This window comes from Sphingomonas sp. URHD0057, assembly GCF_000620665.1.
Lineage (GTDB): Bacteria > Pseudomonadota > Alphaproteobacteria > Sphingomonadales > Sphingomonadaceae > Sphingomicrobium.
In genome coordinates this window covers 147,147-167,581 of record NZ_JIAU01000006.1, presented here as the reverse complement: position 1 = coordinate 167,581, position 20,435 = coordinate 147,147, and the positions used below count along the sequence as shown (strand labels likewise).

General features: G+C 65.2%; 18 protein-coding genes, 2 tRNA genes and 1 pseudogene. 11 read left to right on the top strand and 10 right to left on the bottom strand.

The window, feature by feature from the left end; translation table 11 throughout:
* The first annotated feature begins 106 nt into the window (after positions 1 to 106).
* Entirely contained in the window at positions 107 to 1,210 is a 1,104-nt protein-coding gene (locus tag N539_RS0104775; protein ID WP_028969347.1) for a 6-phosphofructokinase, read from the top strand.
* Here N539_RS0104775 and N539_RS0104770 read toward each other — a convergent pair.
* The 5 genes from N539_RS0104770 to N539_RS0104750 all read right to left on the bottom strand — a co-directional run bounded on the left by N539_RS0104770 (position 1,204) and on the right by N539_RS0104750 (position 5,290).
* Complete coding sequence (locus tag N539_RS0104770; protein WP_028969346.1) at positions 1,204 to 2,193, bottom strand: glucokinase; 990 nt, start codon at positions 2,191 to 2,193, stop codon at positions 1,204 to 1,206. The genes N539_RS0104775 and N539_RS0104770 overlap by 7 nt on opposite strands.
* Before the next feature lie 71 nt (positions 2,194 to 2,264).
* Positions 2,265 to 2,340: transfer RNA gene (locus tag N539_RS0104765), tRNA-Ala, on the bottom strand.
* Positions 2,341 to 2,409: 69 nt separating this feature from the next.
* Positions 2,410 to 3,909 (bottom strand): ABC transporter permease, encoded by a 1,500-nt coding sequence (locus tag N539_RS0104760; protein WP_028969345.1) that lies wholly within the window; start codon positions 3,907 to 3,909, stop codon positions 2,410 to 2,412.
* Positions 3,906 to 4,823, bottom strand: a complete 918-nt coding sequence (locus tag N539_RS0104755; protein ID WP_028969344.1) for an ABC transporter ATP-binding protein — start codon at positions 4,821 to 4,823, stop codon at positions 3,906 to 3,908. Before N539_RS0104755 ends, N539_RS0104760 begins: the two co-directional genes overlap by 4 nt.
* Before the next feature lie 146 nt (positions 4,824 to 4,969).
* The gene (locus N539_RS0104750; RefSeq protein WP_028969343.1) at positions 4,970 to 5,290 is read right to left on the bottom strand and encodes a TIGR02300 family protein; all 321 of its coding nucleotides are present in this window, start codon (positions 5,288 to 5,290) and stop codon (positions 4,970 to 4,972) included.
* A gap of 98 nt (positions 5,291 to 5,388) precedes the next feature.
* On the opposite strand from N539_RS0104750, the gene cmk reads away from it, so the two are divergent.
* Positions 5,389 to 6,051 (top strand): (d)CMP kinase, encoded by a 663-nt coding sequence (gene cmk / locus N539_RS0104745; RefSeq protein WP_231462878.1) that lies wholly within the window; start codon positions 5,389 to 5,391, stop codon positions 6,049 to 6,051.
* Here cmk and N539_RS0104740 read toward each other — a convergent pair.
* From N539_RS0104740 to N539_RS0104725, 4 genes are all read right to left on the bottom strand, one after another.
* Positions 6,048 to 6,740 (bottom strand): DUF3142 domain-containing protein, encoded by a 693-nt coding sequence (locus N539_RS0104740; RefSeq protein ID WP_197018341.1) that lies wholly within the window; start codon positions 6,738 to 6,740, stop codon positions 6,048 to 6,050. The genes cmk and N539_RS0104740 overlap by 4 nt on opposite strands.
* Positions 6,737 to 8,908 carry a hypothetical protein gene (locus N539_RS0104735; RefSeq protein WP_156029761.1) on the bottom strand — a complete coding sequence of 724 codons (2,172 nt, stop codon included), beginning with the start codon at positions 8,906 to 8,908 and terminating at the stop codon, positions 6,737 to 6,739. The genes N539_RS0104740 and N539_RS0104735 overlap by 4 nt, the downstream gene beginning before the upstream one ends.
* Before the next feature lie 114 nt (positions 8,909 to 9,022).
* Positions 9,023 to 9,634 carry a CAP domain-containing protein gene (locus N539_RS15470; RefSeq protein ID WP_051531390.1) on the bottom strand — a complete coding sequence of 204 codons (612 nt, stop codon included), beginning with the start codon at positions 9,632 to 9,634 and terminating at the stop codon, positions 9,023 to 9,025.
* A gap of 65 nt (positions 9,635 to 9,699) precedes the next feature.
* Positions 9,700 to 10,239 (bottom strand): hypothetical protein, encoded by a 540-nt coding sequence (locus tag N539_RS0104725; RefSeq protein WP_028969339.1) that lies wholly within the window; start codon positions 10,237 to 10,239, stop codon positions 9,700 to 9,702.
* Between the two features lie 268 nt (positions 10,240 to 10,507).
* On the opposite strand from N539_RS0104725, the gene N539_RS15465 reads away from it, so the two are divergent.
* From N539_RS15465 to N539_RS0104680, 8 genes and pseudogenes are all read left to right on the top strand, one after another.
* Positions 10,508 to 12,133 carry a putative bifunctional diguanylate cyclase/phosphodiesterase gene (locus N539_RS15465; protein ID WP_051531388.1) on the top strand — a complete coding sequence of 542 codons (1,626 nt, stop codon included), beginning with the start codon at positions 10,508 to 10,510 and terminating at the stop codon, positions 12,131 to 12,133.
* An 83-nt stretch (positions 12,134 to 12,216) separates the two neighbouring features.
* Positions 12,217 to 13,227, top strand: coding sequence for a PHB depolymerase family esterase (locus N539_RS0104710; RefSeq protein ID WP_028969338.1), 1,011 nt, complete (start codon positions 12,217 to 12,219; stop codon positions 13,225 to 13,227).
* Between the two features lie 308 nt (positions 13,228 to 13,535).
* Positions 13,536 to 15,257: pseudogene (gene rpsA, locus N539_RS15460) on the top strand (30S ribosomal protein S1); the annotation flags it as partial.
* Between the two features lie 410 nt (positions 15,258 to 15,667).
* Positions 15,668 to 15,970, top strand: coding sequence for an integration host factor subunit beta (locus N539_RS0104700; protein WP_028969337.1), 303 nt, complete (start codon positions 15,668 to 15,670; stop codon positions 15,968 to 15,970).
* 15 nt (positions 15,971 to 15,985) lie between these two features.
* Positions 15,986 to 16,073 (top strand) — tRNA-Leu (locus N539_RS0104695).
* Between the two features lie 82 nt (positions 16,074 to 16,155).
* Positions 16,156 to 17,793, top strand: coding sequence for a putative bifunctional diguanylate cyclase/phosphodiesterase (locus tag N539_RS15455; protein WP_051531386.1), 1,638 nt, complete (start codon positions 16,156 to 16,158; stop codon positions 17,791 to 17,793).
* A 103-nt stretch (positions 17,794 to 17,896) separates the two neighbouring features.
* The gene (locus N539_RS18390; protein ID WP_156029759.1) at positions 17,897 to 18,064 is read left to right on the top strand and encodes a hypothetical protein; all 168 of its coding nucleotides are present in this window, start codon (positions 17,897 to 17,899) and stop codon (positions 18,062 to 18,064) included.
* A gap of 39 nt (positions 18,065 to 18,103) precedes the next feature.
* A complete protein-coding gene (locus tag N539_RS0104680) occupies positions 18,104 to 18,397 on the top strand; it encodes an antibiotic biosynthesis monooxygenase family protein (protein ID WP_028969336.1) in 294 nt (97 codons plus the stop codon).
* Positions 18,398 to 18,424: 27 nt separating this feature from the next.
* Here N539_RS0104680 and N539_RS0104675 read toward each other — a convergent pair whose 3' ends face one another.
* Positions 18,425 to 19,696: an MFS transporter gene (locus N539_RS0104675; protein ID WP_037552251.1), complete on the bottom strand. Its 1,272-nt coding sequence runs from the start codon at positions 19,694 to 19,696 to the stop codon at positions 18,425 to 18,427.
* 92 nt (positions 19,697 to 19,788) lie between these two features.
* On the opposite strand from N539_RS0104675, the gene pgsA reads away from it, so the two are divergent.
* Positions 19,789 to 20,355 (top strand): CDP-diacylglycerol--glycerol-3-phosphate 3-phosphatidyltransferase, encoded by a 567-nt coding sequence (gene pgsA / locus N539_RS0104670; RefSeq protein WP_028969334.1) that lies wholly within the window; start codon positions 19,789 to 19,791, stop codon positions 20,353 to 20,355.
* Positions 20,356 to 20,435: the final 80 nt, after the last annotated feature.

The window sequence follows — 20,435 nt, the reverse complement described above, 5'->3', positions numbered from 1 at the left end:
AGCGAAATACCAGCCGCACAAGGAGCCGCGCTGACTTAGAACTGGATCGCGGTTAAGGCTCCTGATCGTAGTCAAATCAACTAGCATTCGGCGGGGGTATCAACAGGTGAGAATCGGCATCCTGACTGGCGGCGGCGACGTGCCCGGCCTCAATGCCTGCATCCGTGCGGTCACGCTGTCCGCCGATGATCTCGGCTGGGAAGTGATTGGGCTCAAGCGTGGGTGGGAAGGCGTCCTCGCGATCGACCCCGACGATCCGGCCTCGGTTGCCGACAACACCATGCCGCTGAATAGAGCGTCTGTCCGCAGCATCGACCGAATGGGCGGCACGATCCTTCACACCTCGCGCGTCGACCCGCGCGTCGGTTCCGAGGGCGATCGGACGAACAAAGTGCTGAGCGTTCTCGATCGCCTTGGCATCGAGGCGATGATCACGCTTGGCGGCGACGGGACGCTGCGCTTCTCCGCGCATCTCTCGCGGCAGGGGTTGCCGGTCGTCTCGATCCCGAAAACGATGGATAATGACGTGTTCGGAACCGACTATTCGATCGGTTTCTCGACTGCGGTGAGCCGATCGGTGGAAGCGATCAATGCGCTTCGAACGACCGTCGGCAGCCACGAGCGCATCGGGATCGTCGAGCTGTTCGGCCGGCGCAGCGGCGAGACGGCGTTGCTGGCGGGGTTCCTTGCCCAGGTCGACCGGACGGTGATCGCGGAGATCCCCGTCGACCTTGACGTGCTTCTGCCCCTGCTCGCCAGGGACAAGAGCGACAGCGGCGAAGGCTACGCGATGTGCGTCGTATCCGAAGGCGCGACGATCGCCGGCGAGCCGGCGCTGGACGATTCCATCCGCTCCTTGCCGGCCAGCGATCGCGAGGAAATGAGCGTCAGCAGCCGCATCAGCCATCACATCAAGCAGGACCTCGGCTTCGGCACCGTCGTCCAGGAGCTCGCCTACCTTATGCGGGCGGGTGAGCCCGACGCGATGGACCGCATGGTCGGCCTCGCCTTTGGCGCCCTTGCGGTGCAGCTGATGTCGCGCGGCGAGACCGGCCGGATGCTGGCGCTGAAGGATGGCCGCTACGACCACGTGCCGATCGGCACGCTCGAAACGGGCCGAAAGTCTGTCGACGTTTCCGGCCTCTACGACCCTGCGCTCTATCGCGCCAAGCTGATGCGCATCGAGCGGATGCCGATGTTCCTCTACTGAGAGGCGCGTGATTTTTGCACGTAGGCGGCAGCGGCGCCGAGCAGGCCTGGCTCCGGGTGCGTGATCAGCTTCACCGGCATCGCGGCGAGCCGGGACGAAAACCGGCCCTTGGCGGCGAAGCGATCGGCAAAGCCCGAACCTGGCAGATAGTCCTTGAGGCGCTTGCCAATTCCGCCACCGATCACGACTGCGCTTGCCCCATGGGCGAGCGCGAAATCCCCAGCGACCGCCCCGAAGCACATGCAAAACCGCTCGAGCGCCAAGGTGGCGAGGCTGTCGGTTAGCGCAAGAGCAGCCGTCCACAGCTCGGTCTCGCCGCGGATTCCGGCGGCTTCGCCTTCAACCAGGGCGAGCACGTCATAGATGTTGCGAAGGCCCGGCCCGGACACGAGCCGCTCGACCGAGACGCGGCGGAAGGTCTTGCGAAGCTCCTTCACGATCTGGTCCTCGAGCGCGTCGAGCGGGGAGAAATCCATGTGCCCGGCCTCGGTTTCGAGAATCTCATATTCGTCCTTGCTCCGGCGCAGGAGCGCCGCCGCGCCGAGGCCGGTGCCCGGGCCGACGACGGTCACAACCCCGCGCTCGGGTAGCGGCTCATCGGGGCCCGCGATGTGCAACAGCGCGGCCTCGCCGACGGTCGCAACGGCATGGGCGACCGCGCCGAAATCGTTCAACAAGGTGATCGAATGGAGGCCGAGTTCCTCGACCATCCGGTCGCGGTTGAAGCGCCACTGGCTGTTGGTCAGCGACAGCTCCGCGTCGTCCACCGGTCCGGCAATGGCGATCGACAGCTCCCGCGGCAGCGCGGTCCCCGATTGACGCTCGAACTCGTTCCAGGCGCTCTCAAAGCTGACGTGATCGGCCGTGCGCAGGGTGACCGGCTCGCCAAGCTCGATTCGCTCGGCGTCGATGGTCGCAATCGCAAAGCGCGCGTGTGTTCCGCCGATGTCGGCGCTGACAATCCTGTTTGCCGGTTTGGTCATGGGCGCAGGTAGTCGCACAATCGCTGGAGCAGCACAAAACCAGTCGTTGGAACGACGACGGACTAGGGGGTTGGTGGAGCCGAGGGGGATCGAACCCCTGACCTTCGCAATGCCATTGCGACGCTCTCCCAGCTGAGCTACGGCCCCGTGCCCGCGCCTTTAGGCGGAACTTCTCCCTCGCGTAAATCCCCTAAAATCTCGGGTCGCCGCAATCGTTCAGCCGATCGCGGAGTAGCCGCCGTGGCGCATGCGGGCGATGACCTGCCGGAGGTTCGGCCGCTGGCCCTGGGCGAGCAGGCTGGCCCGGAACAGGCGGCCGACCAGCACCAGCGACATGGCCGTGAACGCCGCCAGCACCAGACCGCTGCCGATCACTTCCCAGGTCGGGATGCCGATCCCCAGCCGCGCCAGCACCGCGAACGGAGTCCAGAGCGGGACCCAGGTCAGGACCTCGACCAGCACTCCGCCGCGTCCGGCGACGATCGCCTGCAGCAGGAAGGTGATCGGCATCAGGATCGCGAGCAGCACCGGCATCAGATAGCCCTGCGCCTCGCGCATCGAATCGCTCATCCCGCCGATCGCCAGGAAGATCACCGAGACGCCGACATAGCCGGTGATGAAGAAGTAGATCAGCGCGATGATCGTCCCCGGCGAGGTCAACGGCTCGAGCGCCGGCCGGATGAGGTCGGCGATGACGCCATGCGTGGCATAAGCGGCGACGATGCCGCACCCGACCCAGGCAACGATCATCGACAGTCCGACCGCGATGGTCCCGAGCAGCTTGCCGTACATCAGCTCTTCCGGGCTGACGCACGCCAGCACCGTTTCAAGCAGCTTGTTCGAGCGTTCCTCGACGGTGCCCTGAAGCATCCAGCTGCCCGACAGCATCAGGCTCATCATCAACAAATAGGACGCGGCGAGCGGCAGGATCGAGCGCACCAGCATCGCTTCGCGCGCCCCGCCGCCCGGAGGAGGGGAGGAGACGGCTAGCGTCGGAGCAATCACGGTGGCGGCCTGGGCGGCCTGCGGCGACAGGCCCTGGCTCTGGAGAAAGCGCGAACGAAGGTCGCGCGTCAGCACGTCCTGGATTGCCGCGACGAAGCCCGGCCTTGCTTCACCTCGCGCCCATAGGCGGACCACCGGGCTGGCTCCGAACTCCCTCGGAATGAGGAGGACGTAGTCGACCGGCTTCGCCTTATCGCCGGCGGGTTTCAGGTAGCGCTGGACCGCCGCATCAAGCTGGGCATCGGGCAGGGTCGCGAGCGCGGGCGTTTCGATCACCGCATAATCGGCCGTTGGCGGCTTGAAGTCGGGCGCTTCGGACGATTTGACCCGGGCGATCTTCGCAAGGGCGGCGTCGAGACCGCCCGAGTCCAGAAACTGCCCGACGTCGGCGTCGCTGTACCAGCGATCGTGACTCGCCCACGGCGCCGCCGGATCCGCTCGTTCCAGCTTGTGGCGCTGGACGTAGCGCGACAGCTTCTGCAGCAGCTCGCGGTCCTGGTCGGCGGCGAGGCGCTGCGCGATCGAGCGCGCTTCGCCGCCGCCGGTGCGGTCGATGACGATGACCCGGTCGGCGCCGTCGTCGTTGAGGAAGCGTTGCGCGATGGGGCCCAGCGACAAAGCGATCGGCAGGATGAGTAGCGTAAGCCAGAAGCTGCGCATGGAGGTGATTTGGCGGAACTCGCGGGCGGCGATGATGAGGACGTTGTTCATGGGCGGGCCTCCGCTGGGCCGACAATCTGCAGGAATACATCGTGGAGGCTGGCGCGGCGCTCGTCGAACCGTCGCAGTGAAATCGACTGCTCGGTGCATACTTGCAGCACGTCACCCGCGGCCACGCCCGGGTTTAGCTCCACGTCCCATTCCTGCCAGCCGTCCTTCGCAGTGCCGGCCGGCACGCAACTCTTGACCCCTGCGACCCCGGCGAGCGACTGCCGCGCCACGACCGAAAGGCGTGCCGGCAATTGCGCGCGTGCTTCGTCGAGCGTGCCTTCGAACTTCTTGCGGCCCCGTGCGAGGAGCAGGAGCTTGTCGCACAGCCGCTCGGCGTGCTGCATGACATGGGTCGAGAAAACGACGGTCGCGCCATTCGCGGACGCGCGGCGGATTTCATCCTCGAGCAGTCTTTGGTTGACCGGGTCGAGGCCGGAGAAGGGCTCGTCGAGGATCAACAGCTTCGGGCGGTTCACCACCGCGGTGGCGAGCTGCACCTTTTGCGCCATGCCCTTGGACAGCTTGTCGATGGTGAACCGCGCATTGTCGCCGAGGCCGAAGCGCTCGAGCAAGGCCAGGCCCTCGGTCCGCGCGTCATGGGCGGTCATGCCCTTGAGGCGGCCGAAATAGACGATCGTGTCGATCGCGGTCATCTGCCGATAAAGCCCGCGCTCCTCCGGAAGGAAGCCGATGTCGGCGGCATTCTCGCGGCCGGGGGAGCGGCCGAGCACCGTCAGCCGGCCTTCGGTTGGACGGATGATGTCGAGCGCCATGCGCAACGTCGTGGTCTTTCCGGCGCCATTGCCGCCGAGGAAGCCGAACACCTGGCCTTCGGGCACGGCGAAGCTCAAGCCATCGACCGCAATCGTGCGATCGAACCTCTTGGTCACATTGTCGACGTCGAGCGCGCTCATCGCAAAGCTCCGTCACGCGGTGCCGCGCTACATACTAATATCATGGATTCGCCCCAGAATTTGGCGAACCATGCCCGTTCAGGAACGACGCGGCAAGAACCGTCCGACAGTGCGGCGCGCCACGTCTGCGAACGCCGGAAACGCGGCTAGGACTCGTCGTCCTCGCCGGCCGTCTCGACGCCAAGGTCGTCGTCGCCGGTTTCAAGGTCGACTTCCTCGTCGGCGCTGATTTCGGCATCCTCGTCGACCGCCAAATCCTCGGCTTCGAGCTCCGGATCGGCGACCGGCTCCTTCACCGGCGCTGCCGCCGGCTCGAACGCCATCGGCTGCTTCGACTTCAACACCGGGTCGGGAATGAAGTCGGTGCCGCATTCGATGCAGTGCACGGGATTGTCGTTGGTCAGATCGTAAAAGCGGGTCGAGCACTTGGGGCAAGTGCGCTTGGTGCCCCATTCGGGCTTCACCATCAGGGTTTTACTCCAGTAAAAAGCGTTGGTCGCGGGCCATGCCCGGCGTTCGGCCGCGCGCCTTGCCATAGCGATATGGCCCTGTCAAAGCGCCCGCCTTGGCTGAAAATAGTGCATCGCTGGCCTCACGGAAGGCCCTCCTCATCGCCGTCGACGGGCCCGCCGCGAGCGGTAAGGGCACCATCGCCCGCGCGCTCGCCAGGCATTACGGTCTCCCGCACATGGACACGGGCCTGCTGTACCGCGCCGTCGCCCTCAACCTGTGGCGGTGGGGTGGCGACCCGGGGAACGAGTTCGAAGCCTTGCGCGCCTGCCATGAGCTGGGGATCGACCATGACGATCCCGAGCTGAGGAGCGAGCCGGTATCGCAGATCGCTTCGGCGATCTCGGCTTACCCGGCCGTGCGCGCGGCCCTACTCGAGCGGCAGCAGGATTTTGCCGGCCAGCCGGGCGGCGCAGTTCTGGACGGGCGCGACATCGGAACCGTCATTGCACCTGAAGCCAACGTGAAGCTGTTCGTCACCGCGACTCCCGAGGTCCGGGCGCGCCGCCGGATGGGAGAGTTGATGGCCCGCGGCATGCCGGCGCATCTCGAAGATGTGCTCGCCGACATCCGCGCCCGCGATGCGCGGGATTCGCAGCGCGACGTCGCGCCGCTCAGGGCCGCCGACGACGCGATCCTGTTGGACACCACTGAGCTCGATATCGACGGCGCGATCGCCGAGGCGATCCGGCTGATCGAGGAGCGGGCCGCCGGCTAGCGGCGCGGATTTATCAGGAAGACGACATAGCCCTTGAAGTTCCGCTCGGTTGGCAGCGACGCGGGTTCGATCCAGCGTCCGCCTTGCACCAGCCCGACCCTGAACGGGATTGGAAAGCCGCGCATCCGTTCGAAATAGCGCTCATAGCCCCAGATCGTGCTGCGCCCCTGGTAGGTCTGGATGACGACCTCATCGACCGTCCCACGTAGGCTGCGCAGCGCTTGCGGATCGCCGTTCGCGCTCCAGTCGAGCAGCCCCGTCACCGACAGGCGATAGCGTCCGGGCAGCCGATTGCGGAAGTCGCGCAGGAACGCGGCGTATCGGCCGAGCTTGCGCGTCTTCGCGTCGAAATCGATCTGCACGCCGGCGGGGTCGTGCCAGGCTTCGAGGTCACGCAAGACGGGTTCGTAAGCCTCCGCGGGCCAATCGATCGTGTCGGTGCGCACAACGAGCCAGACCTGCTTGTCACGAAGCCGCGGAGGCTGGGCGAGGAGGCGCGTGAATCGAATCGCGGCTCCATCGCGGACTTCGCCATCGAGGATGTAGATCGTCCGCGCCTGCTCGAGCACCGGTTGCGGCGCGACCCCCGCCCACAGCCAGAAAGCGTCATAGTCGCGCGCGTCGACTCGATCCGGCTCGCGGCATCCGGCCAGCAGCAGTCCCGCCAGCGCAAAGGCGCACCGTCTCACCAATAATATTTCAGGTCTTTGGCCCACCGCGACTGAGGATATTGCGCGCGCAGCCGATTGAACCAGCCGCGTCGCACGGCCAGGCTCACCTCGACCCCGCCACAGTCGTTTGAGTGGCTCGGCGCGTAGCAGCGGACTGCCCGGTTGAGCGCCAGCGCTTTCTCGTCGGCGGTTGCCGCCCGGTCGCTCATGATCGCCTTATAGTCCTCGAGGCGAGAATAAGGACGGCCCTGGGGAAAGAGCTCCCTGCTGCTGCCGAGAGTGCCCGGCTTGTGCAGCGCATCATAATAGCCGGTGCCGGTCCCTTCCGGGTACCAGGTGAAGCCGTTCGCTCGGAAATATTCGCCGAGGCACAGACGCCCCCGGATTGAAGCGGGCTTCGCAACGAGCTGCGACAGCGTCGCAGTCAGCGCCGGGCAGCCATAATCGCCGAGCGGCGCCTTGGGCCCATACTTGCCAAGCGGCGGCCGATTGAGCGTCGTCGACCACCGTGGCGAGTAGAAAATTGCAGGCGAGTACCAAGCATCCGCCGGTGCGTCGGCGGGCACCAGTCGGGCGTCACCAATGAAGCTCCGGTAATAGCCCCGCCGGACTTCCTTGGTGAGCAAGGTGTAGAGCGCGGCTTCGCGCTCATATTGCGGCACTCCAGGGCGGCTTGCCTGCTGCCGCAGGAGGTCAGGTCCAGCCACCTCTTCAAGCAGGATCGCGCGCATGATTGGGTGGGCCACCGGCGAACTGGGCGCGAACACCAGATCGAGTCGGCCGGCCTTCTCGTCGTGCAGCGCAAGTTCCAGCTCGACCGCTTCGCGCTGGTATGGCTGAACCGCTCCGGAGAACAGGCTCAGCCAGAAGCCGCGCGCATTGCGATCGCCGGCGGCTTCGAGCGCCAGCCCCCGAAGCATCTGGCGGCTGAACTGCAGGTAGGTGAAGCGCGGCTGCCGCGCTGCATCGGGAAGCAGTTGAAGCACCTCGCCCGGCTGGTGGCGGACGAAGGAGGCTTCCGCAGCCCGGACATAGTCGAACAGCTCGCTGTCATTGCCGAACTGAGCGCGCTGGCCGTCGATCTCAGCCTTGGTGATCGCCGGACCGCAGCAATATTCGCGCAGGCTCTCATCCTCCGGGTGACGCATCCGGTTGAGGTCGACGACCGCCAGCAGGATGGGATCGCGGACTGCCTGGGGCTGCAGGGTCGGCAGCGGCAATTTGTTGTCGATCTCGTCAACCAGTTCGATCGCCGCCGCGGCGTCGGCGAGGTTCTCTCGGCTGTCGACCTGCTGCGCATATTCGGCGGCGAGCGCAGTGTCGTTCCCGGTGAGCCAATAGACGCGGCGCATCAGCCCGCGCGCGGAGGCCGAATAAAACCCGTCAGGATAGTCCTTGAGATAGCTCTGGAAGGCAGTGCCCGCCGCACTTACGGTGGCGGCGTCGCGCTTTGCGGGGTCTTTTTCCAGCGAGCCCCATTGCGTCATCGATTTCTCGAGGGCCCGCGTCAGCAAGGTCCGCGCGACCATGTACGACGCGGTTTCCCTCAACCACGGATCACTCGCCTTCGCGAGCTCTCGAAACTCGCTCTCGGAGCGCACGAACTCACCCGCGTAGAAGTCCCGTGCCCCTGAGAGATAGACGGCGAACTCGCGGGCCGGGGGCGACAGAGCCTCCACGTTCGATAGCGGCGCCGCGCCACAATTGAGGTCGCCGATATATTGATGGACCTCCTTGGCCTCGGGACTAAGGTTTTGGCGAGCGGCGATCAATTTCGCGCGATCTCGCTCGTCCAGGTGCGCATTGGCCAGGACCGCCGCGATGAACGCCGCAGCGCCGGCCTGGTTCGATTGGCACCGCGTTCCGTAATAGCGATCGTAGGCATAGTCCGGCTCGACCGGCGGCAGCGCCTTTTCGGACATCACCGACCACGGGAACAGGGCGAGCGGCACCCCCTCGGCCTTGGCGTTGGGATCGCGGACGATCGCTCCGCGGCGATCCGCGAGCAACAGCAGCAGGTTCACCCGCGTGTCGTTGCTCGGAAGCAGCACCGCCGCGCTTCCGTATTCGTCGAACTCTGGCTTGACCAAGGTCCAGGTCGGGGCGTCGGGACCTCCGGCGCAGGCCCAGCCGATCGCTCCCAACGCCGCCGCGGCAAACGCGCCCAGGCCGGCTTTCAAACGCACGCCCGCCATTTCACTCGCCCTCCCAGAACGGAAGGAAGATCAACCAAGCGTCGGTCGATGTCGATACGGCGTTATTCGCAAATAACCGTGAAAAGGCGCCGGATTTTGCCGCGCCTAGCGGCCCGATGGGCTATTCAGTGGCGCCAGGGGATCGTGGGCCAGGGCCGCCGCGAATACCGGCTTGCCATCGATGTTTCCTGGCGGCGAGTATCGGCAGACAAGATAGTCCCAGTCGGCGGCGAAGATGGCGCAGCCGACTCGGGTGGTCGTCGGCCACACCATCTGCGTGTAGTGCGCAACATCCTCCCAGCGCCCCGTCCGGCTCGCCGCGGGAAAGGTCATGCAGCCGAATTGCACTGGGCAGCCGAGCCCGAGGGCGGCGGGCTGAAGCATGCCTTTTTCGCGCGACCATAAGGCGATGAATTGTTCGGGCGTCAGGGTCCCGTGCCACGCCATGGCGAGGTTCTCGCGCTCGCCGGGCCGCCCTTGCCGCGGGGAGTGCACCAGACTGCGGATGCTCGCGAGGGCCGGACCGTAAGAGGCGGCGTGTGCCGCGAGCTGCGCGTCCCACTCGAGCGGCGCGGCGCCGACCGCGGCGCGCTCACGATTGTGCGCGTCGAGCAGGCGCCGGGCGAGGGTTCCGGTTGCGCCCTCCCATTGCTGGGCCTGCGCAGGAATAGCGAAGGCGAGCGCCGCGACGGCGGCGAGAAAGCGGACGGCGATCATGTCCGCAAGTCTCGCAGCAAGTCGCTAAGCTAGGGTCAGCAGCCGTGGTTAACGCGGACTTGCGCTCATTCCTTTTCTTCCAGCTTCTGCGTCGGCGGCTGGCCCGCTTGCGGCGCGATATAGGTGACCAGGTCCCAGGCGTTGTGGACGCAGACAAGCAGCAGAACCATCAACGCGACCGCGAGCGCGAAGGGGGCCCAGCCGATGCGCAGGAGGACCGAAACTCCCGCACCGCCGATCAGGAGCGAAACGAGCGCGGGGACGAGCCCATACCACGACCGGTCGAACAGCATGTTTTCGCCCGGAATGCTGAGCCGGCCGATGCCCTGTGCGATGCGCATGTCGGCGATGAACCCGACGAGGCCGGCGGCAGCGATGAACCAGCCGAATGGGGTCGGGTGGAGGTGGGGCATCATCGCCGCCCCGCTGAGGACGAGGATCGCGGCGAGATCGGCCACGATCGGGCTCATGTAGAAGCGTTGCCCGAGCTCGAGCGTCGACCGCTCGCGCCCCGCGGTCAGCGTCACGACCACGAACAACAGTCCGATCAGCGCCGCCGCGGCGGATCCGACGAGCAGGAAATAATCTTGCCAGCCTTCAAACATCGCTGCGCCTTTAGCGCATCACGGCTTTCGCCGCACGGCCCAGATCAACGCGGACAGGCTGGTGATGAGGGCGGCGACGGCAATCACCATCGAAGGATCGAGAACAAGCATGATGAGCGACTCCGGCGCCTCATGTTCCCTATCTGTTTCCTAGATGCAATAGGAATATTCCTATCCATCCGATGGGATGGCCGATGACCGGTAAAGCTATTCTCAATGTTTTCCTGACACATGGGAGTGGCTGAGTTTCAAGCCAGGTGAATCAAGAGTGCACGGAGCAAGCCGCAACGCCGTTCGCATCGCGAGCAGCCATTTGATCACGAGCTGCGCGACGATCGCCGCGCTGCTGCTGTTCGTCGGGCTCGGCAGCCAGGTCCTTCCGGGTGCGCTGAGGGGCGCGCCCGTCCCCGATGCCAATAGCACGCTGACGGTCGCCTTCCTCCTCAACATCGCCATCATCCTGTTCGGGTGGCGCCGTTCCAAGGATCTCAAGGAGGCCCTCGAGGCCTATGAGGAATCGGAGCGGGCGGCGCATCGCAATGCCAACACCGATCCCGCCACAGGCCTGTCCAACCGGCGCGAGCTGTTGCGTTGCCTGACCGAGGCACGCGAAACCAAAACCTCCGGCGCATTGCTTCTTCTCGACCTCGACCATTTCAAGCGGGTCAACGACCTTCACGGCCATCTTGCCGGCGATCAGCTGTTGGCGGTCTTCGCCGAAACCTTAACCCGAGCCGCGCCCGCGGCGGCCTGTTGCGCGCGCATCGGCGGAGACGAATTCGCGGTGCTGCTGGCGAATTCGACCGCCGTGGGGGCCGAGCGGGTTGCTCGTGCCATCATCGCCCAGCTCGCTGCACCCGTCCTTCTCGGCGGGTCCCAGGTCCAGGTCTCGGCGTCGATCGGCCTGGCCGAGCTCGCCCGCGGCCAATCCGAAGAGGACATTCTGCGCCAGAGCGACGTCGCGCTCTACGCGGCCAAGCGCGCCGGCCGGAATTGCCTCGCTTGGTTCGACGAGGAACTCGAGCGCGAGCTCACCGAGCGGCTAAAACTGGAAGAGGACATCCGGGCCGGGGTGAGGCTCGGCGAGTTCGTGCCGTTCTTCCAGCCGCTGATCGACCTCCAGACTCGCGAGCTGGTTGGCTTCGAGGCGCTTGCCCGCTGGCGCTCGCCGACCCGCGGCTTCGTCGAGGCCGAAGCGTTCATCGAAGTCGCCGAAGCAACCGGGCTGGTCGGCCCGCTGACCCTGGCGGTGATGGAAACTGCGCTGCGCGAGGCGCGTGTTTGGCCCCAGCACCTCAAGATCGCGGTCAACATCTCGCCGGTGCAGTTCCGCGACGCCTCGCTCGCCGAGCAGATCATGAAGGTGCTGGCCGCGACCGGCTTCCCCGCGCACCGCCTCGAGATCGAGATCACCGAAGGCTCCCTGCTCGAGGACCGCGACCAGTTCACCACCATCATCCAGAGCCTGAAGAACGTCGGGATCAGCATCAGCCTCGACGATTTCGGCACCGGTTACGCGAGCCTGGCCCAGCTCCACACTTTGCCGGTCGACCGGATCAAGATCGACAAGAGCTTCATCGCCACCCTGGTCAAGAGCGAGCAGACCGCCGCGATCGTCGCGACGATCGCGCAGCTTGGTCACACGCTCAACGTCCCGATCACGGCCGAGGGCGTCGAATCGGAGAGTATCCGCAACGAGCTACAAAAGTTCGGCTGCTCCGAAGCCCAGGGCTGGCTGTTCGGCCGCGCCGTCTCGGCGGAGACTGTGCGCACCTTCCTCGACATGAGCGAGAAGGGCGCTGCGTCCGAAGCGTCAGCTCCCGAAAGCCCCACGGCCGACGACAGCGCAGACGATGCCCGCTTCACGCCGCGCATCCGCCGCCGCCCGGCGTAGAATCGTCCAAGAAAAACCGGTATCTCTGCAGTGCGCCGGAGTGGTGCTGGACCGCACTGAGGCTCGCAACTAGCGTCGGTCTGATGAAGCTTCGCGTATTCGGGGCCTTGGTCGCTTTCTGCTCCATTGCCGCAAGTCCGGGGAGCATCGCGAAATTCAAGGCGGTAACCTTTACCGAAACAACGCCGCTGGCGAGAAACGGCGAGTTGATCAAGCGGCTGCTCAGCCCGTTCGCCTCTGCAGACTTGGCGAAGAAAAACGATGCCGCGGTCCTCAACGCTTTTCCGATCAACCCGAAGGACGAGAAGTTCGGCCTGTACGTCCCGGCGGAAAAGCCCGCCAAAGGCTATGGGCTTCTCGTCTGGGTTTCCCCTCTCGACGGAGCCGGGATGCCGCTCGGCTGGCCACCGACCCTGGAGGACCGCGGGGTGATCTTCGTGACCGCCGCGCGAAGCGGAAACGACACCTCGCCGCTCGGTCGGCGCATCCCGCTCGCATTGACGGCCGCAGCCAACGTGGCTCGCAACCACGCGATCGATCCTGATCGCATTTGGATTGCGGGCTTCTCCGGCGGCGCGCGCATCGCCGAGCGGATGGCGCTGGCTTACCCCGATGTGTTTTCAGGAGCGATTCTCGACGGTAGCTCGGACAGCATCGGCTCGAACGACCTTCCACTGCCGCCGCGCGAAAATTTCGAGCGTCTTCTCGAGCGGATGTCGATGGTGTTTTCGACCGGCGAAGAGGACGAGTACAATACCGCGGACGCCAAGCGGGTTGTGTCCAGCCTGCGTGGCCATTGCTTCGATCGGTTGTCGGTCGAGGTTCGGCCGCACGAAGGACATGACATGATGAACGGCAGGTCGCTCGCCAAGGCGATCGAGTTCCTCGACCGGACGCGTGAAGAGCCGTCGCCGGGCGATCGCCAATGCCGTGAGGAGTTTTATTCGAAAATCGATGGTGAACTCGCGCGAGCCGATGCGATAGTGCAGCACGGAGGCCGCGGGGCGCGGGCGGCAATCCGCACGATCGACCGCCGGTATGGACGGCTGGCCGCTCCCCGTTCGCTGGAGCTGCGCGCCCGCGTTGGCGCCTGACACGCTGCGCGTCCGGCCGCCGCCCGGCTTAGCCTTGCTCTGAAACTGCTGCTGAGCTAAGGCGCGCGCCGTCCGGCGGGTGCTCCATTCAGCGCTCGCGGCAGCCCGTCTCTTTGGCGAGCGCGTACGGTTCATCGGCTTCGGGCCGGAACCGGGACGCGCTTTTTGCCATGGACGTTCTGTTCAAAGACGCCGCGCCCGGATGGTCCGTTCGCGGCAGTGCATTTGACCAGGTCCGCATGTGAAGGCCCGCCACGGTGGCGCGCCACGCGGCAGGCCCGACAAGTAACGAGAGATACACAGACCTTATGGCGACCACGACTTTCCCGACCCGCGACGATTTCGCTGCCTTGCTCAACGAAAGCCTCGGCGGCGAGAACGAGACCTTCGAAGGCAAGGTGGTGAAGGGCACCGTGACGGGAATCGAGAATGACATGGCGGTCATCGACGTCGGCCTCAAGAGCGAGGGCCGGGTGCCGCTGCGCGAGTTCGCCGCGCCGGGCCAGAAGGCCGATCTCAAGATCGGCGACGAGGTCGAGGTCTATGTCGACCGGGTCGAGAACAGCCAGGGCGAAGCGATGCTGTCGCGCGACCGCGCCCGCCGCGAAGCCGCGTGGGACAAGCTCGAGGGCGAATTCACCGCCGCCAACCGCGTCGAGGGCGTGATCTTCGGCCGCGTGAAGGGCGGCTTCACGGTCGATCTCGGCGGCGCTGTCGCCTTCCTCCCGGGTAGCCAGGTCGACATTCGCCCGGTGCGCGACGTCGGTCCGTTGATGGACTTGCCGCAACCCTTCGTCATTTTGAAGATGGACCGGCGCCGCGGCAATATCGTCGTGTCGCGCCGCGCCATCCTCGAGGAGACCCGCGCCGAGCAGCGCAGCGGCCTCATCCAGAGCCTCGCCGAGGGTCAGGTGATCGAGGGCGTGGTCAAGAACATCACCGACTACGGCGCGTTCGTCGATTTGGGTGGGATCGACGGCCTGCTCCACGTCACCGACATTTCGTACAAGCGGGTCAACCACCCGTCCGAGGTGCTCGGCATCGGCGACACGGTGAAGGTGCAGATCATCCGCATCAACAAGGAAACGCAGCGCATCAGCCTCGGCATGAAGCAGCTCGAAAGCGATCCATGGGAGGGCGCGGCCGCTAAATATCCGATCGGCGGTACGTTCCGCGGCCGGGTCACCAACATCACCGAATATGGCGCCTTCGTCGAGCTGGAAGCGGGCATCGAGGGCCTCGTCCACGTTTCCGAGATGAGCTGGACCAAGAAGAACGTCCACCCGGGCAAGATCGTCAGCACTTCGCAGGAAGTCGACGTCAAGGTGCTCGAAGTCGACCAGGAGAAGCGCCGGATTTCGCTCGGCCTCAAGCAGGCGCAGTCGAACCCGTGGGAGGCCTTCGCGGGCGCCCACCCGGTCGGCTCGGTGGTCGAGGGCGAAGTCAAGAACGCAACCGAGTTCGGCCTGTTCATCGGGCTCGAGGGGGACGTCGACGGCATGGTCCACATGTCCGACATCGCCTGGGGCGTGTCGGGCGAGGAGGCGCTTGGACTTCACCGCAAGGGTGAGCTGGTCAAGGCGCAGGTGCTCGACGTCGATGTCGAGAAGGAGCGCATCAGCCTCGGCATGAAGCAGCTCGAGGGCGGCGGGGCCGGCACCGGCGCTGGCGCGGGCGCAAGCGCGCGCTCTGGCGGTGCTCGCGGCGGAGCCGGCGTCAACAAGGGCGAGACGGTCACGGTAATCGTTCGCGCGGTACAGGATGCCGGGCTCGACGTTCAGGTCGGCGACGACGGCGTCACCGGGTTCATCAAGCGCACCGACCTCGGCCGCGACCGTGACGAGCAGCGTCCGGAGCGTTTCCAGGTCGGACAGAAGTTCGACGCCATGGTCAGCGGGTACGATCGCTCGAAGAAGCCGAATTTCTCAGTCAAGGCGCTGCAGATCTCCGAAGAGAAGCAGGCCGTCGCGCAATACGGCTCGTCCGACAGCGGCGCGTCGCTCGGCGATATTCTGGGTCAAGCCCTGAAGGAAGCCCAATCCAAGGCCGCGAAGCCGGCGAAGGCGGAAGCTGCCGAGAAGCCAACCAAGGCGGAGGCTGCCGAGAAGCCAGCCAAGGCCGAGGCTGCTGAGAAGCCAACCAAGGCGGACAAGCCCGAGAAGGCCGTGAAGGCCGAGAAACCGGCGAAGGCCGCCAAGCCGGCAAAGGCCGCCAAAGCGAAAGCAGCCGAGCCCGCCGAAGCCGAATCTGAAACGGTGGCGGAAGCAGTCGAGGCCCCGGAAACCGAGAAGTAACGGGAAATGCGGCATTTCTTTTGAATAATGCCGCTCGAATCACGCTTGCGCCGGAAGATGTTTCCTGACAGCTTCCAGCGCAAGCAGTCCCGGCGGGTACAGGGGGCGTACCGGGACCTGTCCAATTCCATGATGCGGGGTTGCCGATGATCCGTTCCGAGCTGGTGCAGAAGCTGTGCACCGATTTTCCGGACCTCACCCAGCGCGAGGTCGAGAGCGTGGTGAGCTCCATTTTCGATTCTATCACCGATCAGCTTGCCAAAGGCGGTCGCGTCGAGCTTCGTGGCTTCGGGGCCTTTTCCACCCGTCAGCGCGATGCGCGCGTCGGCCGCAATCCGCGGACCGGCGAATCCGTGTCGGTCAACGCCAAGCGCGTGCCCTATTTCAAGCCGGGGAAGGAAATGCGCGAGCGCTTGAATCTGCAGGAAGCCGCCTACGCCGACTTATGATGCATTTGCATCCCGGCGGACGTGGCGGAACCGGTAGACGCTGGAGACTTAAAATCTTCTGCCCCTAATGGGCGTGCGGGTTCGAGTCCCGCCGTCCGCACCATCGCAGAGCGCAGCCAATCGTGGATGGCCCGAACGGTTCGGGCCGGCCGTTTGTCTCCATTTCGGACAGTAATTTATTAAGCGTGGTCGTTTATTTCGGTTGCGTGTCGCAATCGGAGGCCACCGCTGTCGAGACGTCATCGTCGGGCTCGCGCCTGGTCGGCGCGCGCCGCGACGCCCTCGTTCTTGTGATCCTCATCTGCGCCGTCATGCTCTTGATCTGGAACGGCAATGCTTTCTTCCACAATTTGCGCTTTGCCGGCGAAGATTTCGGCAGCGAAATCCGCATCGCCAGCACCGCGCTGACGCTCAACGTCGCGCTGATCCTGTTCGGCTGGCGCCGCTATGTGGACCTCCAGCACGAGGAGGAGATGCGAGTCGAGCAGGAACGGCGCGCGGTGGTTCTGGCGACGACCGACTTCGTCACCGGGCTCTACAACCGCAAGGGGTTTGCCGACCGCGCGGGCGAGCTGTGCGCAGATGCCGCTGCCCGCCGCGACAACGTCGTCATCATCTCGCTGCAGATCAATCGCTTCAAGACGATCAACGACCAGCACGGCTATGAGACCGGCGATCGGCTGTTGAAATGCATTGCCGAAGCGCTGACCAATGAGCTGGGCGGCGACGCCGTGATCGCACGCCTCAGCGGCGACGAATTTGCCGTTGCCCTAGGTCTACACGCGGACGAGCTCGCTCGGGCCGAAGAATTTGCGGAAACCATACTCCATGCGGTCACCCGGCCGTTCGTGATCGACGAGCGGATCATGCAGGTCGGCGCCTTCGCCGGCATCGCTTCGGTCCCCGCGGCCGACGCCCGCATTCCTGATCTGCTCCGCCGCGCCGACATCGCGATGGATCATGCGCGGAACGGTCGTGTCGCGCGGCCGATCTGGTTCGACGCCGGGATGGAGCGGGCGCTGATCGCTCAGGGGGAGATCGAGCAGGGCATTCGCTACGGGCTCGATCATCATCAATTCGTTCCTTATTTTGAACCGCAGGTCGACCTCGCGACCGGCGAGATCGTCGGTTTTGAAGTACTGGCGCGGTGGAACCACGCGCTTTCCGGCGTCGTCGGTCCGGATGTGTTCATCCCGGTGGCCGAGGAGAGCGGGCTGATCGGGCGGCTTTCCGAGCAAGTGATTGCCGAGGCCTTGCGGGAGGCGGCCGCGTGGGATCAGTCGATCAAAATCTCGGTCAACATCTCGCCCGTGCAGCTCGCCGACAGCTGGCTCGCACAGCGCATCGTTCGCATTCTCTCCGAAAGCGCCTTCCCGGCCGAGCGGCTCGTGGTCGAGGTCACCGAAAGCTCGCTGTTCGCCGACATCGACCTGGCGCGGTCGATCGTCACCAGCCTCAAGAACCAGGGCGTGCGTCTCGCGCTCGACGATTTCGGCACCGGCTTCTCGTCGTTGGGACATCTGAAGTCGCTGCCCTTCGACATCATCAAGATCGACCGCAGCTTCGTCGCCAACATCCATACCAAGCGGGAAAGCGTCGCGATCATCCGCGCCGTGACGACCCTCGCCAGCGCCCTCTCGGTGCCGGTCTGCGTCGAGGGGGTTGAGAACGAGGCCGCGTTCGACACCGTCATCACGCTCGGCTGCGCAATCGGCCAGGGCTGGTATTTCGGAAAGCCGATGCCGGCCGAGCAGGCGCGAGAGCTGCTCGACTCGCGCCGCCGCGCCGGCGATCCGCCGCTGTCCAGCGCCGCGCACGGCTAACCCAACGGACTGAAGAGAGCGCCTTGTCCCGTGCCGGGACGAGGGGAGCCGATCGCGCAAATGGCAGGTTTAAACGTGGTAAAAGCCGCGTTAAGGATTTGCCATGCAGCTCGCTCGGCCCGCCTTTGCACGCGACCCTCGCCGCTTCGGCAAGCGGGCCGTAGCGCTGGCCGACGCGGTCTGCGTTGCGCCCGCCCTAAACGACGATTTGCGGCTCTTCGCTTTGACCTTTGCCGCGGGATTCCTGTTCGTCTCGATCGTGATCGGCTAAGGCCGCTGCCGCTGTCCGTTGGGACGCGGGAGAGCCGTCATGACTGCATTCAACGCTGTACGTTTCCCGGTGAAGCCGGGCCGGGACGAGGAGTTCATCGAGGCGCATCGCCAGGTCGACCGCGACTGGCCGGGCCTGCGCAGCGTCAATCTGATCAAGACTGGCGAGCAGGATTACTGCATCATCGGCGAATGGGACGACATGGACAGCCTGGCTGCGGCGCGGCCGCACATGATCGCGACGCTGGATAGCTTCCGCGATACGCTCGAGGAGGTCAGCGACGGGAACGTGACCGATCCGGTGTCCGGCCCGGTGGTCGTGGAGCTCAAATAGCTTGGTCGCAGGCCCTAATCGCAGGCCCTAATCGCAGGCGAGGTGGAGCTTCCACCCCAGCCAGGCGGAAATGATGCACATCGCCGCGACCAGCAGCAACTGGCCGGTCGGGCCGACGCCAACGCTGCTGAGCGCGAAGGCTAGCAGTGAACCGATCACCATCGCGCCCGAGTTGACGATGTTGTTCGCCGCCACGGTGCGCGCCGTTTCGGACTTCGGTACCGTCGTCGTCAGGAAAGCGTAGAGCGGCACGACGAACATGCCGCCGCTAATCGACACTCCGAGCAGCGCCAGGATCATCAGGCCGGCCATCGGGTGGAATACGAAATTGCTCAGCGTCGTCAGCTCGGGTCCGTTCTTGCCCCAGGCGAGGGCGACGAAATGAAGCAGCACAACGAACACGCCCATGGCGATGACCGACATCGGCGCGAACCGGGCCGAGACCTCGCTTTTGAGGAGGCGGTTGATCAGCACCGAGCCGATCGCGATGCCGACCGAGAAAATGCCGATGAACAGGCTCGCGACCTGCTCGTTCGCTCCGAGCACGTTCTTCACCAGCGGCGGGAAGATGATGATCAGCACCGCTCCGATGGTCCAGAAGAAGCTGATCGACAGGATCGCCAGGAACAGCCGCCGGATGTGCAGCGTCGCTCGGACCAGCTCGATTGAGGCGTGGAGGATATGCCAGTTGAACGGAATGCGCTCGGCTGCGGGCGGCGCCGGCGGCACCTGGCGCCCCGCAAGGAGCCCCAAGACCGCGAGCCCGAAGGTCGCCGCGGCGGTGAGCGACGGAGTGGCCGCGAGCACCCCCGCGAGAATGGTCCCACCCAGTATTGCAAGATAGGTTCCGGCTTCGACCAGTCCGGTGCCGCCGAGCACTTCGTCTCTCTGCAGATGCTGCGGGAGGATTGCGTATTTGATCGGTCCGAAGAAGGTAGAGTGAACGCCCATCGCGCACACCGCTGCGAGCATCAGCGGGATGTTCGCAAGCATCAGCCCCGCCCCGCCGACCAGCATGATGCCGATCTCGGCGAACTTGATGATGCGGATCAGGCGCGCCTTGTCATGATCGTCGGCCAGCTGGCCGGACAGCGCCGAGAACAGGAAGAACGGCAGGATGAACAGCCCCTGCGCAATGGCGCTGAACTGAAACTCCTTCGCCGGGTTGGAATAGAGCTGGTAGGTGACGAACAGCACGACCGCCTGCTTGAACAGGCTGTCGTTGAAGGCGCCGAGGAATTGCGTCGAGAACAACGGCAGGAACCGCCGCGCGCGCAGCAGATGGGTGACGTTTTGAATCAAGGCTGGGGCGCGCGGGCTGCCATGGGGATGGGTGCGTGGCATAGCCAGCTTTGCGCATGCCGCCAAACCCTATAACTGCACGGCCACGGATGCTGACGCTGCCCAACCTTTTGACGCTGTCGCGGATCTTCGCGGTTCCGATCCTCGTGTTCCTGCTGTGGCGCCCGGCGCCGCTCGACTATGCGATCACCTTCGTACTCTACTGCGTCGTCGGCATCACCGACTATTTCGACGGCTATCTGGCGCGTGCCCAGGGCCGGATTTCGCGGCTCGGCCAGTTCCTCGATCCGATCGCCGACAAGATCATGGTCGCGGCGGTCCTCGTGATGCTGATCTCCAGCCGCAAGGCCAACCCGCTGCCGGAGATCGCGGGGCTCCACATCATCCCGGCGCTCGTCATCCTGCTGCGCGAGATCATCGTCTCCGGCCTTCGCGAATTCCTCGCCGAGCTCCGGGTTTCGATGCCGGTCAGCGCGCTCGCCAAGTGGAAAACGACTTTACAGATGGTCGCGCTCGGCGCGCTCATCCTCGGCGGCGCGGTTCCGAACATGGAGTGGGTGCACCTCGTCGGGCTCGTCTGCCTGTGGCTCGCCGCAGCCCTCACACTCCTGACCGGATACGATTATTTGCGGATCGGCCTGCGCCACATGGATTGAGGCGGATTAATCGATTTTGCGCGTCTGACTGACCAACTTTAATCGTTTCCGGCGCCTTGGCGGCGCGCCTAGAGCAGCCT